This window comes from Sutcliffiella sp. FSL R7-0096, assembly GCF_038595065.1.
Taxonomy (GTDB): domain Bacteria; phylum Bacillota; class Bacilli; order Bacillales; family Bacillaceae_I; genus Sutcliffiella_A.
On sequence record NZ_CP152003.1, the window covers coordinates 175302 to 189875 of the forward strand.

A 14574-nucleotide genomic window follows, 5' to 3' on the forward strand; every position below is an offset into this window, starting at 1 on the left:
TTCCTTGCAGGGGTACATCAAGGATTTTCGGAAGGAATTAGACAGCTCCATATGGATGATGCCCCCTCTCTATCATAGGACATGGCAGTATCTCAAATACAAGGTCAATCATCATGAGAATACTATACCGATGCGAGATGGTAGCTTCTTAACCATAAAAGCTGGTCAGCATCTTACATCGGTACGAGATATTGCGAAAAACATTGGTTGGTATGAGGGGGTGAAATGGAAAGAACCAAATCCCAAAACCATTTCCACCATTTTGAACTGGTTCGAAAGTAACAGCATGATTGTAATAGATAAAGGTAAGGGTAACAGGCAGTACACACTCATAACGTTGTTAAATTGGGATTTGTACCAGTCAAATGATGTTGAGGGTAACAGTAAGGTAACAGCTAGGGAACACCTCGTGGATATAAACAAGAATGATAAAGAATGTATTAAGAATGATAAAGATATTGCTGCTGCTAATAACGCACATGCAAACGAAGAAAGTGACGGGGTGCTTACGACCGGCCAAAAGGGTGACTCAGTGCCATCTGAGGAAATATCACAAACTTCGGAGCAAGCAATAAAAGCCATTCTTAATCGTTTTATCCAGCTACGGGCATACGGGTTTGATTTCTCCCCTGCAGATGAAAATGCAGCATACGAAATTGTAAACGGGGGTGTCCCTCTAGAAGAGGCGTTACTTTACCTCAAAGAAAGATTTGATACTTACAAACCTAAACACTCAAGAGATCGGATAAACAGCCTTTCTTACTGTGTGGGCTATGTCTTGGACAAGCATCAGCAAATAATAGACTCTCAAAAACTAGCGAAAAGGAGGATACAGGATGGCAACACAAACCATGGAAGAGATACTCAGGAAGCTCCAGATAAAGACAACTCAATTACTGGAGGAAGAGTCGGATGGCTCCGCAAATCAAACGTATGAATGCACTAAATGCAAGGATCAAACCGGATATATCGGTATCGATAATGGCAAGGAAGTATGGATCCGTTGTACTTGCATTACTTGGAGAAGGGTTAAGCGCCTGATGAAATCGAGTGAAATTACAGAAGAGTTTAAGCGGCTCGGTTTTCAAAACTTCAAAATAGATGATAAACCGGATGTGATCAAGGATGCCTACGAATGTTCAAGGATGTACTATCAATCCTTCGATTCTATTAAAAACAACAGAAATAATAGCATTGGATTACTAGGACAGCCGGGAGCTGGAAAGACTCATTTGCTTATGGCTATTGCTAATAACTTGCTTCAAAAAAAACATATTCCGGTTCTGTATTTTCCTTTCGTAGAAGGGTTCGGGGATTTAAAGGACGATTTTGATGCTCTTGAGGATAAGCTAGGAAGAATGAAAACGGTAGATGTCTTGTTTATTGATGATTTATTCAAACCGGTTTCTGTACAAACTAAAGAAGGACGTAAGAGGAAACCACGGGCCACAGAATGGCAGGTTGAACAGATGTATGCAGTGATTAACTACAGATATCTAAACCATTTGCCGATTATGGTGTCATCAGAACTAACAGTAGACGAGCTTTGCGACATCGATGAAGCTTTAGGCACTCGAATCTATCAAATGTGTCAAGACTATACCGTAGTTATCAAAGGTGATCGCAAGCAGCTAAATCATAGATTAGTAGGTGCGCCAGCCTAGGAAGGAGGTTGAAATGAGTACATTGCTTAGAAAAAAGCGTCAAGAGAGAAGGGATTACTTGATGCACCAGTTAAAGCGTCATGGCGTTTCAAAATCCTACGAAGGTTCAGACTTGAAAACTATCAATCTATCAGAACTGGAAAGGATCCATATCAAAGTGAAATGCGATTTTGGTAGGGAGTTATCCAAGGAGGAAAACAAGTGACAATTACCTTTACTGTTTACGGCGAGCCGGTTGCCCAAGGGAGACCACGGGCTTCCACGGTTCATGGAAAAGTTAGAATGTATGATCCTGCAAAGTCCAAAGACTTTAAAAAGTACGTGAGATTAGTGGCCTCACAGCATCGTCCAACTCTGTTGTTAGAAGGACCCTTAAAAATGCATGTGGTGATTTATAAACCAAGCTTGAAAAGTTTTAGCAAGAAAAAGGCTGCGGCTGCTGAAAGGGGTGAGTTGAGACCGGTCACAAAACCAGATGTCGATAACTATGTGAAAGCAATCAAGGACGCTTGTAACAAGGTTATATGGAACGATGACAGCCAGGTAGTGGATCTATACATAAGCAAATATTATAGTGCCACTCCGAGGGTGGAAATACTTGTGGAGCCCTTAGAAAAACAGAATACGCAATTATCCCTGTAGGAGGTTAGAACATGTCAAACATTATAGATTTAAATAACTTTTCGGAAGGAGCACTAGCAGAACGGTTCAACGAAGAGCTCCAAAAAATTCTGGAGAACATTGCTGATCCTAATACAGATGCAAAGAAGGTTAGAAAGCTAACCCTAACAGTTAGCTTAAAAGCTGATGATAAGCGGGATGTTGTACTGACTAGTGTCGTAGCAAAGTCCACACTGGCACCGGCTAAGGAAATCGAGGCTAAGTTGATAATGGACCTTGATGTTAAAGGGAAAGTCACTGGGGCGGAATTAAAGTCCGGAATTAAAGGACAAACCTATATTACTGATGATGGAGAAGTAGAGTCCGACCGTGGCGAGAAAATAGTAAGTTTCCGTAACTAAAAACCATAACAAGGAGGAATGTACGATGATTAGAGAAGCAATTGAATACATTGTAGATTTAGGAAACACACGTAAAGAAATGATTGATGGTCAAGTTTATACTACGCAGAGAATGCACTTGGTCCCGGAAGCAGTAGCTACCTCATTGCAAGTTCGTAGTCTGTCAGGATTGGTTGAATACCTTCAGTCAGATTTTGACACGGAAGATCCACTCATGATTCATGTGGTGAGTCCTACAGAGGTAGTGGTATTCGATACCCTTAACCGTGATTTTAACCGAAATGAATTGATTAGGGCAAAAGCAATGATACCATCTATAACTTTTGACCGTTGGTATGATGCGGAAGATTTCAACATCAAATTACAGTCGGTATTTGTAAAGAATGATGATCGAGATGTCATGTTGAAAGTGGTAGGAAACATTAAAGAAGAAGCCGTAAATACTGTCGGTGACGATGGCGTCTCTCAATCTGTCGTGGCAAAAACTGGAGTAGCAAGTGTGGGCAATGTTCTTGTTCCTAACCCTGTGTTATTAAAGCCATACAGAACGTTTGTAGAGGTTGATCAACCAGCTAGTGATTTTATTTTCAGAATGAAATCAGGTCCAAGTTGTGCATTGTTTGAAGCTGATGGAGGGGCATGGAAAGTCCAAGCTATGAAGAATATCAAAGATTACCTCCAGGTTGCTTTAATAAAGGAATTTGAAACTGGCAAACTTGTCATTATTGCTTAGATCATCAGATGAACGTCATTATTGCTGACGATCGACCGGAATGGATGAAAAAAGAAGACAGGGTGACAGCGTGTCAATCACGCTGCTCCCAATATAGAAAATGTGCAAGTCGATATGGAACGGACTGTAAGAAGCTAGGTGGCACGGAAATACCAAAGATACGCCAAGGAAGAAGGCGAGGAGATGTTGCAAGGAATTTGCGTAAAAGCTGATAGCGCTGACGTGCTGTCTAAGGGAGAGAATTACTATCTCTTTCCGAATGGTCCAGAACATTACTATGTATCGAAATACCCTAATCAGGGAGCCCACAAGGGATGCTATCACGCAGAGAGATTCCAATTAAAACACAACGAGATAGAAATACATAAGGACAAGTTATACTCTGCGGAGTTGATTTATACGGAACCGGGTTACAGTACTAAACTTTTTCAGAGATATATTATAAGGCCAAGCAAAACTCATTGCTACTTTTACAAGGACGCAGAGCAACAGAAGTTAATGGGTTGCTATCCAAAAGAATGGTTTAAGGATTTTGAAGAAATAGAAAGTGTAGTTGAAAGTGAACAAGCAGATGTTTCAGAGTTTGAAAATCAAGAAGATAAGCCCGAAATGATGGAGCAACTAAGCCTTTTCTAACTGGAATTGAAATCAATATGGAGAAAGAGGGTAACCAATGATGCCAAGAGTGGTTGAGTTTCGCGGAATGGACGTTACGACTGGTGATTGGGTATATGGTAATCTCGTCAAACTTGGAACTGGATCTCATTACATCATTCCACAAAACTTTATAGGAAACAATGTTCCGCAAACGTTGGTGGATATAGAGACTATCGGCCAGTATACGAGAATGGAAGATAAGAAAGAAAAGAAGGTATTCGAAGGAGACATAATTTGGTCGGTTACTACAATCATTAAAACCGGACAGAAAATCGAGTCCATTGAAGTAATAAACGACATACGTTTTGTGGATGAACTATTCCAATGTGACGAATTTGTCGTAGTTGGAAATATCCATGAGCATCCTCATTTACTTGAAACAGAAGGAGAACAGTCATGAGTTCAGGAGAATCACTTTTTCTAGAGAAACAGCAACTTAAAGTAGGGGATTGGGCCCACATAACAAGGATTAGTAATGGATTTAATCCAAGAGCCTATGGATCTCGGGGTTTTATAATGGCAATTGATCAAAAAGATAACACTGCCGAAGTATTATTTTTAAAACATGGAAGTGGAATGGACATCAGGGAATTAATATGGATCAGTCTCGAGGACCTTTCAGAGGTGGATTCTAGTTTAGAAGGTGAAGATATTCATACTTTAATAGATATGGCCCTAGCTACAAACGACAAAGAATGGTTCCAGGAGCTTACTGGAAGGTTACAGAAGGAGTTGATTGGCTGGTGAAAGCTACAATGCAGCTGAAGGCTGAACAGTATATGGCTATGGCCGTCGGCATGTTTCAAAATGAAGGATTTTCAAAAGCGGAGATATCAGCTATGTGTAACGGATATTTTGAGAAATTTAAGCGTGACAAGCAAGCTCAAAAGAATTACTCCACTGCGAAAGAAAGAGATCCTTTCTATGAAGTGAATGGGAATGTGATTAAGGCTACTTTTGGGGGAAAGTGAACATTTCATCAATATACGGAAGGAGGAGTTTATGTGATTGAGGGATCAGTTCAAATATCTATTAAAGATTTTGATAAATTACGTGAAGAATCGAAACGCCTGGACTTGTTAATAAAATCCCTTCATAGGTGCGTTGCTAATGTTGAGGATAAAGAAACAGAGGAAGGCAGTGACGAATGGATTCAGATTATAGAAGTTGATGCAAAGACTGTTGCAAGGTTAGCTGCTGAATATGCAGATGTAGAAGAAATACGGGACGTAGACATAATAAAGTTGGTAAACGTGGAATCTTTAGAAACAAAATAAAAAACCTCTGAGAAAACCCAGAGGTTAAGCCAGAATCTCTTCTAGCACGCCAAGGCTATTATATCATAGGAGGGGTTCTGGTGCACTTAGATATAGAGAAAATGACCGCAGTAATTGATCTAATGAATAACAAAAAAATGTATGTCGTGAAAGACGGTAGATTAATAGAGCATGACCTTCCTGATTATGGCGAGATAAACGTTGTTGTTTTTGATGGGAAGGTTGACCGATTAGAAACTTTATTGAAAAAGAAAATATAAATTTGAACAAGGCAGCTGCTGGAATCATTGTTTTAGAAGGGAGTGAACGTGTTGCAACTAGACTTGTTTAGAGAAATCATAGTCGACAACTTTGCGGGTGGTGGCGGTGCCTCAACCGGTATTGAGATGGCGACGGGATTATCGGTTGATATCGCAATTAATCATGATCCAGCTGCTATTGCTATGCACAAGGCAAACCACCCTGATACAGAGCATTATTGTGAATCGGTGTGGGAGGTAGATCCGAAAGAAGCAGTCAAAGGAAGGAAAGTTGGGTTGGCATGGTTCAGCCCTGATTGCACTCATCATTCAAAGGCGAAGGGTGGAAAACCGGTAAAACAAGAAATAAGGGGTCTTGCATGGATAGCTGTTAAATGGGCAATTGCGGTAAAGCCGAGGGTCATCATGTTGGAAAACGTTGAAGAATTTAAAGATTGGTGTCCGTTGGATGAAAGAGGTAAACCATTAAGGGATTTAAAAGGAGTGACCTTCAAAAGCTTTGTCAAAGCTCTTGAGTCATTAGGATATGAAGTTCAGTTTAAAGAGTTGCAAGCTTGCGATTACGGGGCACCGACAATCAGAAAGAGGTTCTTTATGGTTGCCCGTTGCGATGGGAAGAAAATTGTCTGGCCAGAACCGACTCATGGAGATCCTAAAAGTCCTGCAATTCAGTTGGGAAGAATAAAGCCGTGGAGGACATCCGGAGAGATTATCGATTGGTCTATAGGAACGCCCTCAATTTTTGACAGAAAAAGACCATTGGTCCCTAATACACTGAAGAGGATTCAAAAAGGTCTTGAAAAGTTTGTTCTACAAGAAGAAAACCCATTCATGGTACCAGAAGAACACAAAGCAGCGTTCATAATTAGTTATTATACGGAGCAAACCGGACGTGAAGTGAGAGGGTTATCGTTAAATACTCCCCTTCATACTATTACGGCCGGAGGTAATCGATTCGGACTGGTAATAGCTTTTCTTACTAAATATTACGGCCAAGGAGTCGGACAAGGTTTGAACGAACCATTACACACCATAACTACCAGAGACCGATTTGGTCTTGTAGCTGTTAAGTCAAATGGCTATGCGATAAGCGATATTGGTTTAAGAATGCTACAACCTCATGAGTTGTATGCAGGACAAGGGTTCCCAGGCAACTATATTTATGAAATAGGTAAAAAGACAGATCAAATCAAAAGAGTAGGGAATTCTGTTCCCCCACCATTTGCTGATGCATTAGTAAGAGCAAACTTACCTGAATATTGCGTCCAAGATACAAGATATAAAAGTGCAGTAGCCAATTAATTTCAAAAGGAGAGGATCAAATGAGCCTAGAGCTTATGCTAAAAACACAAGAAGGCCTAGACAACCGCATTATTGCTGAGAAAGGCATCGTATGGACAGAGGAGGAGCGATTTTGCAACACTTTAGTAGCTTTGGATGTTGAACTGAGTGAATTTGCCAATGAGGGTCGGTGGTTTAAGGTATGGAGCGATCAACAAACTCCAAAAGTTGAACAAGAATATTGCGATTATTGTGGTGAAAATACTGATTATACAAGACCAAGCCCGTTCATGGGGAGCCAAGGGTCAATGTGTAAACATTGTTGGAACATGACTAAAGAGGAATATGCTGCAGCTAATGGTGAGCATATTCCTGAATTTGAAAATTATCCAAATTTTAAGAAAAAGACACCGATTGCTCTCTTGGAAGAATACGTGGATGGAGTCCATTTCTTCCTATCCATAGCCAACCAAAAAGGGTGGGGGGAGCTGCTTTACTTTTCAGAAGAGGCGATTGAAGATCTTCGGGAAGAAGGTTTTGATGGCGGATTAAATGGAGCGTATCTGGAGTTAAAACGATGGCTTGGGGTCCTTGGAGTCGAAAAGGACGAAGAAAATTACATTAAGGTACTCGGATTGAGCAAACATCAATTCAGTTTTAAGAATGCCTGGTTCATTTTGATTGCTATTGGGATGGTGGAATATAACTTCACTTTCGAACAAATTGCCGAAGCTTACTTTGCAAAGAACAAAATCAATCATGAGCGTCAGACACATGGATATTAAAGTGATCAAGGAGAAAAAGGGTGTACCTACAGTCATTGAATGGAAGGGGCAAAGGTACCAGTTGCAACATCCTTCACAGGCAAAGCGGGGAGGTGAAAAGAAATAGAGTTCATTCGACCGATACTTGAAAAAGGGGGAGTTGAGGATGGGCAAAAACTGTTTAGTGAAAGTCAAAAAGGGTGAATGGGAAAAAGCTGAATTTATTGGAGTTTTCCAATTTTCGAATGTAATTGATGCTTCACCGTTAGTCGGTGGTCATCCTGGAGGTGTGATTGCTTTTCCTGTGGTTGTAGTGAAGATGAATGGAGAAATAAAAGAAGTTAGACCACCTAGCGTAAAATTTTATGAATAGTACGACCAGGTATTTTTGACCCAAACTATTCGATAAAACAAGGAGGAAAAACAGTGAGTAAATTTTATTTTGAGTTTATTGAACATGATTATTATGGCTTAGTTACGGTAAGTGTAGATAAGTACGATCTTAATGTAAATCCTTATAAGAAAGCTTCAAAGATATACTTTGAAAACGTTGGTGGAGAGAGCTTAGAACAAGTGTTAGAAGAGGCTCAACCCATCTTAGTGACAAAAGAGTTAGCTTTTATGAAGTTTATGAAAGCACCTAATACCCTAGACAATAAAGTTAGTGAATTAATTGCTGAATTTGAAAACAGTGAAGATGTTTGTTTGTTGGTAGATGGGTCATTAATCTAGGCGCAGTCCGAAGAAATTAGACGTTAGTTAGAACCGGTTCTATTAGAAAGGGGAGGGATAATGAAAGGATATGAGACGGCTTTATATTCAATGGTAGAGAAAGCTAAAAAGTATGATGAACTGGCAAAGTTGCAATTAAGTGAGTTTTTACATTGTTCTTTCTGTGGACAACATCAGGACCAGGTAAATAGATTAATCGCGGGACCTAACGTCTATATCTGTAATGAATGTGTATCGTTATGTACCGAAATCCTCGATGAAGGAGAAGAAGATATGAGATGTCAATATCATGGATGTAAAGAACAAGCTACACATTTTGCAACAGGACATCAAGGGATCGAGGACAACGAAGCAGTTTTTAAAATGTGTGAACATCATGCCCTTGAGGTTGATTGTAATGCTGATAAGATTGATTGACCGAAACCACGACACGGAGAAAGGGAAAATAATGTGCAAATAGAAATAAATACATCTTCATTATTTGATTTATGTCATTATTGCTTTGGTAGTGGAGAACTTAAAGCTATGCAAAGGGCCATGACACTAAATGGTAGTACAGTAAGGGTGCAAGATACGACGGTGAAATGTCAGAACTGCAACGGAACAGGCCAAAAGAGCAGCCGGAAAAATGTTAATGGTAGAAAAAATTAAAATTCCTCCTGTTGAATACGAACGTAGGTTCGTATAATATAGAAAAAAAGACCTATCAGGAGGAAATACCATGATAAGAGATCGCGGAAACATCAAATGGACTTCATTAATGCTCCCAGAACATGTAAAGATGGTAAGACAACATTACCTTGAAGAAGATTATCAGAGTAAACCAGAAATAGACGAACAGCAGCAGGAGCTACTAAACGAGAAGATAAATGAAGCCCTCGAGTTCGGTAGTGAAGTAGAAATCAAGTTTTTCGAGGATCATAAGATTAAATTGTTGATTGGTACAATCCATTATGTGAACGTGATGGAAAAAAAGCTCCATGTACTAAATCAGAGAGAGCAAACAAGATACATCAAGCTCGAAAATGTATTAGACATACAAAACTAAATAGATAGCCTAACCAAGAACTGGAGGGCACTAGACAGGCGCATGAGCGCTTTGTTTGGTGTCCTTTTTATCTTGTCGAAAACATACTCATTCTTTGCAACTTTTTTACCCAAAAATAAACTATTTGGCAACCAAAGGGGATAGACGGATGAATAGGAGCCTGTCAGAGCAATTAATAGCTTGGAAAAAGCTACATCCAACTGAAACACAAACAAAACCCAAAAAGAAAAAAGAGAAGAAACCTGAGAAGTTCACTGAACAGGATTTAAGAGAGCTCATGGGGACAAACGGGCCAAGATATGTACGCAAAAAGGGTGGAGCATTTATACAAAGATAAGGGGGCAATTACTATGAATAAAAAAGAAATCGAGAATATTTTAAAAGACTATCACTGGATGATGAATTCCATTAAGATTTTAAAGAGCTCCATGAATGATGCGGGAGAAGGATTGACTGCACAATATGGTGATGAAGCAGGGATGCCAAAGGCACAAGGCATTACTGGAGATCCTATATACAGAGAAGTTGTAAGAAGAGAAAAAAGATATTCAGTAATTGAAAAATATAAGGCAAAGATATCCGTCATCCAGGATAGGTTGCATTTAATTATTGATGATCGTGAGCTTGAGGTATTACATTGGTTGCTCGAGGGGAAGAGTTATCGGTGGATTGCTTTGCACATGGGATTATCCCATTCACATATTAGAAGAATTAGAGAGAGTATCGTTAATCGACTATGTGATACAAATGTTCCAAATGTTCCAAACGATACAAAGTTGATGAAACAGAAATCTGCTTGCTAAAATGGAAGGCAGGACGGGGAGGCAGATTAATTATGGCCCTCCACAATTTAACGGGAACGGACGTCACCTTCGGTGGCGTTTTTGTATTTTTAAAAAAATGGAGGTTGTCACCTATGCAGTAACGGAACCTCCAATCAGAAAGAAATGTTGGAAATAGGTTTAGAAGGAAATTATCTCCTTTTGTCGAATAGTCAAGAAAAAGGAGGATGGATATGGAATATTCAAAATTGGTGTTTTCGGTTTTAAGGGAAAATATGTATGCAGATAGTTGGGTCAGTAGCAACAATCATAACGGGCTTTATACTTACACTCTCCGAGATAATATTTCAATATCTATAACTGAATTGCCCGAAAGAAATGACAATAAGGTTTCAAATGAGTTTACTGAGCGTTTTATGAATAAAAATGCAAAATTTCATCATTATTCCTTAAATTACAACGGAGCAGTTGTTAAAACTGTTTTATTATTTTCAGTCGATGGAGGTAGGGCACTAATTCCATCACCGAAGTTGATAAATGAGAACTTTATTGAAGACGATGATATTGTAATAAGTGTAATCATTGATAAATTAGTGTTTGATTCACGTTATGAAAATACAACACATTATCTAAAAAAAGCTAAATTGGTGTATCAAGAATCATTAGTTGACTAACAAAAGATCAGCATCCTAACGGGTGCTTTTTTCTATGTTCCAAAACAAACACAAATATCGGGGGTGGCAGGTGATGTAAGATGGCGGAAAAATATGTGTTGGCCGAGAAGGATTATGTCAAGGGCATGAAATATAAGGACATTGCTGAAAAGTATGAGGTGTCGCTCAACACGGTTAAATCATGGAAGAAACGATATGGTTGGAATCGAGAAAAGGGTGCACCCAAAGAAAAAGGTGTGCACACAAAAAAGAGGGGAGCACCCAAGGGGAATATCAATGCAAAAGGTAATCCCGGGGGAGCTGCACCGAAAGGAAACTCCAACGCTGAAACCCACGGCTTTTTCTCAAAGTTCTTACCCGAGGAAACACTTGAGATAATAGACCTTATGAATGAACGTTCTCCAGTTGATTTAATTTGGGATCAGATCCAAATACAATATGCAGCAATCATTCGGGCCCAGAAGGTTATGTTTGTAACTGCCAAGGATGAAATGATCAAGCAACTTAAAAAGGCAAAATATGAATATCACCCGCGATCAAAAGAAGAAGGCGGGGGACTGGAGCAAGCAACCACCGAAGAAGAATACGAGTTTCAGTTTGCTTGGGACCGACAAGCCACATTCTTGAATGCTCAATCAAGGGCAATGAGTGAACTTCGCAGCTTAATCAAACAGTTTGATGAAATGGCTCATATCGATGATGAGCGTAGGTTAAAGTTGGAAGGCATGAGGTTAGGTATTGAGAAAACGAAAGCTGAAACAGATTTTGCTAAAATGCGTGCTTCTAAACTTCGTGGTGATAAGAAAAATACATCAATGTTTGATGCTCTTATTGAAGGTAGAAAGCAGTATGAAGAAATGAAGAAGGAAAGTGAAAGCGATGACTAAAAACATTGTTTTCAGTCCTAAACAATTAGAAGTTATCTACCGGCCGTTTGACTTCACTTTTGATGTATTGGAAGGTACTCCAAGGAGTGGGAAGACTACTGCAGCTCATTTTCGATTAGCAGACTATTATTCGTGGAGTCGAGATACAAACCATCTACTGGTTGCTTATAACCAGGAACAAGCTTATCGCTTATTTATGGATGGTGATGGCACCGGCCTAATGCACATCTTTGATGGACTTTATGACTTGAAGCACGATGAACACGGCTCACACATGGAATTGCATACACCTAATGGAGTAAAAAAGATTTATTACAAAGGTGGAGGTAAAAGCAATAGTGTAGGCGCTATTACTGGTATGTCACTTGGTAGTGTGGCCTTTGGAGAGATTAATTTACTTCATATGGCTATGATCCAGGAATGCTTCAGGCGGACATTTGCAGCACAAGACCGGTACCATCTGGCTGACTTGAATCCTCCGGCCCCTCATCATCCGGTAATAAAAGAAGTTTTTGAAGTTCAAAATACAAGATGGACACATTGGACTATCCAAGATAACCCGATCATTACTGAAGAACGTAAAAAAGAAATATTCGATATTCTTTCAAAAAACCCTTATCTACTCCAGCGTGACTGGTTTGGAAAGAGGGTTATTCCTGCTGGTGTTATTTATAGCATGTTTAGCATGAAAAATAACATCAAACCTCAACTAGAAGGTCAGAAGATTGAGCTTTACTTTTCAGCTGATGGAGGTCAGAGTGATGCGACAAGTTGTAGTTGTAACATAGTGACGAAGCACCGGGACAAAGGAAAAACTTATTTCCGGCTTAATCGTGTGGCTCACTACTATCACAGTGGAAAAGACACTGGAGAAACAAAGGCCATGAGTGTGTATGCTCGTGAAATCAAAAAATTCATCTTATGGTGTCAGGAAACATTCAATATGAGAAGGTCAGAAGTGTTCGTGGATCCAGCGTGTAAATCACTTCGGGAAGAATTGCACTTATTAGGTGTTGATACTTCTCCAGCGGATAACAACTCAAAAGATGTAAAAGGTTCGTCAGTAGGCATTGAAGTAGGAATTGAGCGCTTGCAATCATCAATGACAAACGAGCAGTTTGTTTTGATTGAGACAAATGAATATGATCACTACAATTTTTTGAAAGAGATTGGAATGTATACGAGGGATAAAGACGGCAAGCCCGTCGATGACTTTAACCATAGCATGGATGAATGCAGATACAGCAATAATTACTTTTACAAGAAATTTGTCCTTTAGAATGGCGGTGATACACAATGTTTAAATCACTCATAGGGAAAGTAAAGGAGGTGCTGCAGAAAATGGGACTAATCAAGAGTATCCGGTCCATATCAGATGTGAAAAGCATTACGATTGATGACCAATATTACAAACATATCGACCAATGGAAAGCTCTGTACCAGGGCTATTTTAGCGAATGGCATGATATAAAGTATCAAACTATCAACGGCCAGAAGAAACGCCGTATGGCTACGCTGAACATGCCTAAAGTATTATCACAGGAAATGGCTACATTGATCTTTAATGAACGATGTGAAATAAATATTTCAGAAAAAAACCTCTCGGAAAATATTAAAGAGGTTTTTAAAGGAAACAAGTTCGTTAAGAGATTTCAAGATTACCTGGAATTCCAGTTTGCTCTTGGTGGGATGGTTATCAAGCCTTATGTATCTGACGGGAAAATCAAGCTCTCCTTTGTTACTGCAGATTGTTTCATACCCATAGGGTGGGATAATCAAGGCATACATGAAGCTGTTTTCCCAAACGAGATACGGAAAGGTGATAAGAAATTCACTCATCTTGAATGGCACCTCTGGGAAGGCAGTGAGTATGTAATTAAGAACGAGCTATTTGTTGCTGAAAAAGGGGAAGCTGATCTAGGCAAAAAGGTGCCTTTAAATACTCTCTATGAAGATTTAGAAGAAGAAGTAAGAGTTCAAGATTTTAAGCGTGCATGTTTTGTTTACTTCAAGCCAAACATCGCCAATCACATTGATATGTCCAGTCCTTTAGGTGTTTCTATTTTCTCTAATGCCCTTGATACATTAAAAACCCTTGATATTGCTTTTGATAGTTATCAGAGGGAGTTTAAGCTAGGAAAGAAGCGCATTTTGGTTCCTGCATCAGCTATAAAAGTTGTAGTTGATGAGAATGGGAATATGCAGCGGTATTTTGATGCAGATGATGAAGTGTATCAGGCTATGCAGCTGGGAGACATGGACGATTCCAAAATTTATGATAATAGCATCGAACTTAGAGTTGAGGAACATATTGCAGCTATCAACTCTTTATTAAATTTACTATCCATGCAAACTGGTTATAGTAGTGGGTCCTTTAGCTTTGATGGAAAGAGCGTTAAGACTGCCACTGAAGTCGTCTCTGAGAACAGTAAAACATTCCGCACAAAGCAATCACACGAAAATGTGATTGAGGAAGGAATTGCAGAACTTATTGATGCTATCGTACAACTGGCTGAATTATACGAACTATTTGAAGGACCGAAAGACGGATGGGAAGTAACAGTTTGGTTTGATGACTCTGTAGCAGAGGATAAGGAAGCAGAAATCAATAAGCAAATAAAAATGGTTGCTGGTGGTTTGCAAAGCAGGAAAAGAGCAATCATGAAGATTCATGGATTGACTGAGGAAGAAGCTTGGCAGATGCTAAAAGAGATTACCGCAGACAGATTGGAAATGGACCTATCAATCTTGGACGCTCAAGCAGAAAAGCAACTGTTTGGAGATGGAGAGTGA

General features: G+C 39.5%; 23 protein-coding genes and 1 pseudogene. All 24 read left to right on the forward strand.

Annotation, left to right across the window (positions count from 1 at the left end; translation table 11 throughout):
• The first annotated feature begins 4 nt into the window (after nucleotides 1-4).
• The 24 genes and pseudogenes from MKY77_RS01015 (at nucleotide 5) to MKY77_RS01130 (ending at nucleotide 14574) form a co-directional block, all read left to right on the forward strand.
• Nucleotides 5-937, forward strand: a complete 933-nt coding sequence (locus MKY77_RS01015) for a hypothetical protein (protein WP_342515582.1) — start codon at nucleotides 5-7, stop codon at nucleotides 935-937.
• On the forward strand, nucleotides 837-1664 hold the full coding sequence (locus MKY77_RS01020; RefSeq protein ID WP_342515583.1) for an ATP-binding protein: 828 nt from the start codon (nucleotides 837-839) through the stop codon (nucleotides 1662-1664). Before MKY77_RS01015 ends, MKY77_RS01020 begins: the two co-directional genes overlap by 101 nt.
• 13 nt (nucleotides 1665-1677) lie before the next feature.
• Nucleotides 1678-1869 (forward strand): Fur-regulated basic protein FbpA, encoded by a 192-nt coding sequence (locus MKY77_RS01025; protein WP_342515584.1) that lies wholly within the window; start codon nucleotides 1678-1680, stop codon nucleotides 1867-1869.
• Nucleotides 1866-2306, forward strand: coding sequence for a RusA family crossover junction endodeoxyribonuclease (locus MKY77_RS01030; protein ID WP_342515585.1), 441 nt, complete (start codon nucleotides 1866-1868; stop codon nucleotides 2304-2306). Before MKY77_RS01025 ends, MKY77_RS01030 begins: the two co-directional genes overlap by 4 nt.
• A gap of 11 nt (nucleotides 2307-2317) precedes the next feature.
• Nucleotides 2318-2686: a replication terminator protein gene (locus tag MKY77_RS01035; protein WP_342515586.1), complete on the forward strand. Its 369-nt coding sequence runs from the start codon at nucleotides 2318-2320 to the stop codon at nucleotides 2684-2686.
• A 25-nt stretch (nucleotides 2687-2711) separates the two neighbouring features.
• Complete coding sequence (locus MKY77_RS01040; protein ID WP_342515587.1) at nucleotides 2712-3419, forward strand: hypothetical protein; 708 nt, start codon at nucleotides 2712-2714, stop codon at nucleotides 3417-3419.
• Between the two features lie 138 nt (nucleotides 3420-3557).
• On the forward strand, nucleotides 3558-4055 hold the full coding sequence (locus MKY77_RS01045) for a hypothetical protein (RefSeq protein WP_342515588.1): 498 nt from the start codon (nucleotides 3558-3560) through the stop codon (nucleotides 4053-4055).
• Between the two features lie 37 nt (nucleotides 4056-4092).
• Complete coding sequence (locus MKY77_RS01050; RefSeq protein WP_342515589.1) at nucleotides 4093-4476, forward strand: YopX family protein; 384 nt, start codon at nucleotides 4093-4095, stop codon at nucleotides 4474-4476.
• Nucleotides 4473-4823, forward strand: coding sequence for an IDEAL domain-containing protein (locus tag MKY77_RS01055; RefSeq protein WP_342515590.1), 351 nt, complete (start codon nucleotides 4473-4475; stop codon nucleotides 4821-4823). The genes MKY77_RS01050 and MKY77_RS01055 overlap by 4 nt, the downstream gene beginning before the upstream one ends.
• Nucleotides 4820-5047 (forward strand): hypothetical protein, encoded by a 228-nt coding sequence (locus tag MKY77_RS01060; RefSeq protein WP_342515591.1) that lies wholly within the window; start codon nucleotides 4820-4822, stop codon nucleotides 5045-5047. Before MKY77_RS01055 ends, MKY77_RS01060 begins: the two co-directional genes overlap by 4 nt.
• 33 nt (nucleotides 5048-5080) lie before the next feature.
• Entirely contained in the window at nucleotides 5081-5353 is a 273-nt protein-coding gene (locus MKY77_RS01065; protein WP_342515592.1) for a hypothetical protein, read from the forward strand.
• A gap of 80 nt (nucleotides 5354-5433) precedes the next feature.
• The gene (locus MKY77_RS01070; RefSeq protein WP_342515593.1) at nucleotides 5434-5613 is read left to right on the forward strand and encodes a DUF3954 domain-containing protein; all 180 of its coding nucleotides are present in this window, start codon (nucleotides 5434-5436) and stop codon (nucleotides 5611-5613) included.
• Between the two features lie 42 nt (nucleotides 5614-5655).
• Entirely contained in the window at nucleotides 5656-6915 is a 1260-nt protein-coding gene (locus MKY77_RS01075; protein WP_342515594.1) for a DNA cytosine methyltransferase, read from the forward strand.
• A 20-nt stretch (nucleotides 6916-6935) separates the two neighbouring features.
• Complete coding sequence (locus MKY77_RS01080) at nucleotides 6936-7679, forward strand: dUTP diphosphatase (RefSeq protein WP_342515595.1); 744 nt, start codon at nucleotides 6936-6938, stop codon at nucleotides 7677-7679.
• A 145-nt stretch (nucleotides 7680-7824) separates the two neighbouring features.
• Nucleotides 7825-8031, forward strand: coding sequence for a hypothetical protein (locus MKY77_RS01085; protein WP_342515596.1), 207 nt, complete (start codon nucleotides 7825-7827; stop codon nucleotides 8029-8031).
• A gap of 53 nt (nucleotides 8032-8084) precedes the next feature.
• Nucleotides 8085-8390, forward strand: a complete 306-nt coding sequence (locus tag MKY77_RS01090) for a hypothetical protein (protein WP_342515597.1) — start codon at nucleotides 8085-8087, stop codon at nucleotides 8388-8390.
• 90 nt (nucleotides 8391-8480) lie between these two features.
• A pseudogene (locus tag MKY77_RS01095) lies at nucleotides 8481-8651 on the forward strand (ClpX C4-type zinc finger protein); the annotation flags it as partial.
• A gap of 460 nt (nucleotides 8652-9111) precedes the next feature.
• Entirely contained in the window at nucleotides 9112-9438 is a 327-nt protein-coding gene (locus tag MKY77_RS01100) for a YolD-like family protein (protein WP_342515598.1), read from the forward strand.
• Nucleotides 9439-9586: 148 nt separating this feature from the next.
• On the forward strand, nucleotides 9587-9775 hold the full coding sequence (locus MKY77_RS01105; RefSeq protein ID WP_342515599.1) for a hypothetical protein: 189 nt from the start codon (nucleotides 9587-9589) through the stop codon (nucleotides 9773-9775).
• Between the two features lie 13 nt (nucleotides 9776-9788).
• Nucleotides 9789-10241, forward strand: a complete 453-nt coding sequence (locus tag MKY77_RS01110) for a LuxR C-terminal-related transcriptional regulator (protein WP_342515600.1) — start codon at nucleotides 9789-9791, stop codon at nucleotides 10239-10241.
• A gap of 212 nt (nucleotides 10242-10453) precedes the next feature.
• On the forward strand, nucleotides 10454-10894 hold the full coding sequence (locus MKY77_RS01115) for a hypothetical protein (protein WP_342515601.1): 441 nt from the start codon (nucleotides 10454-10456) through the stop codon (nucleotides 10892-10894).
• 80 nt (nucleotides 10895-10974) lie between these two features.
• Nucleotides 10975-11781 carry a phage terminase small subunit gene (terS, locus tag MKY77_RS01120; protein ID WP_342515602.1) on the forward strand — a complete coding sequence of 269 codons (807 nt, stop codon included), beginning with the start codon at nucleotides 10975-10977 and terminating at the stop codon, nucleotides 11779-11781.
• A complete protein-coding gene (locus tag MKY77_RS01125) occupies nucleotides 11774-13060 on the forward strand; it encodes a PBSX family phage terminase large subunit (protein WP_342515603.1) in 1287 nt (428 codons plus the stop codon). The genes terS and MKY77_RS01125 overlap by 8 nt, the downstream gene beginning before the upstream one ends.
• Nucleotides 13061-13077: 17 nt before the next feature.
• Complete coding sequence (locus MKY77_RS01130; RefSeq protein WP_342515604.1) at nucleotides 13078-14574, forward strand: phage portal protein; 1497 nt, start codon at nucleotides 13078-13080, stop codon at nucleotides 14572-14574.

Coding starts and splice junctions, on each gene's coding strand:
- MKY77_RS01020 (WP_342515583.1), top strand. CDS start 837: ATGGCAACACAAACCATGGAAGAGATACTCAGGAAGCTCCAGATAAAG.
- MKY77_RS01025 (WP_342515584.1), top strand. CDS start 1,678: ATGAGTACATTGCTTAGAAAAAAGCGTCAAGAGAGAAGGGATTACTTG.
- MKY77_RS01035 (WP_342515586.1), top strand. CDS start 2,318: ATGTCAAACATTATAGATTTAAATAACTTTTCGGAAGGAGCACTAGCA.
- MKY77_RS01040 (WP_342515587.1), top strand. CDS start 2,712: ATGATTAGAGAAGCAATTGAATACATTGTAGATTTAGGAAACACACGT.
- MKY77_RS01050 (WP_342515589.1), top strand. CDS start 4,093: ATGATGCCAAGAGTGGTTGAGTTTCGCGGAATGGACGTTACGACTGGT.
- MKY77_RS01055 (WP_342515590.1), top strand. CDS start 4,473: ATGAGTTCAGGAGAATCACTTTTTCTAGAGAAACAGCAACTTAAAGTA.
- MKY77_RS01080 (WP_342515595.1), top strand. CDS start 6,936: ATGAGCCTAGAGCTTATGCTAAAAACACAAGAAGGCCTAGACAACCGC.
- MKY77_RS01085 (WP_342515596.1), top strand. CDS start 7,825: ATGGGCAAAAACTGTTTAGTGAAAGTCAAAAAGGGTGAATGGGAAAAA.
- MKY77_RS01100 (WP_342515598.1), top strand. CDS start 9,112: ATGATAAGAGATCGCGGAAACATCAAATGGACTTCATTAATGCTCCCA.
- MKY77_RS01105 (WP_342515599.1), top strand. CDS start 9,587: ATGAATAGGAGCCTGTCAGAGCAATTAATAGCTTGGAAAAAGCTACAT.
- MKY77_RS01110 (WP_342515600.1), top strand. CDS start 9,789: ATGAATAAAAAAGAAATCGAGAATATTTTAAAAGACTATCACTGGATG.
- MKY77_RS01115 (WP_342515601.1), top strand. CDS start 10,454: ATGGAATATTCAAAATTGGTGTTTTCGGTTTTAAGGGAAAATATGTAT.
- terS (WP_342515602.1), top strand. CDS start 10,975: ATGGCGGAAAAATATGTGTTGGCCGAGAAGGATTATGTCAAGGGCATG.
- MKY77_RS01125 (WP_342515603.1), top strand. CDS start 11,774: ATGACTAAAAACATTGTTTTCAGTCCTAAACAATTAGAAGTTATCTAC.
- MKY77_RS01130 (WP_342515604.1), top strand. CDS start 13,078: ATGTTTAAATCACTCATAGGGAAAGTAAAGGAGGTGCTGCAGAAAATG.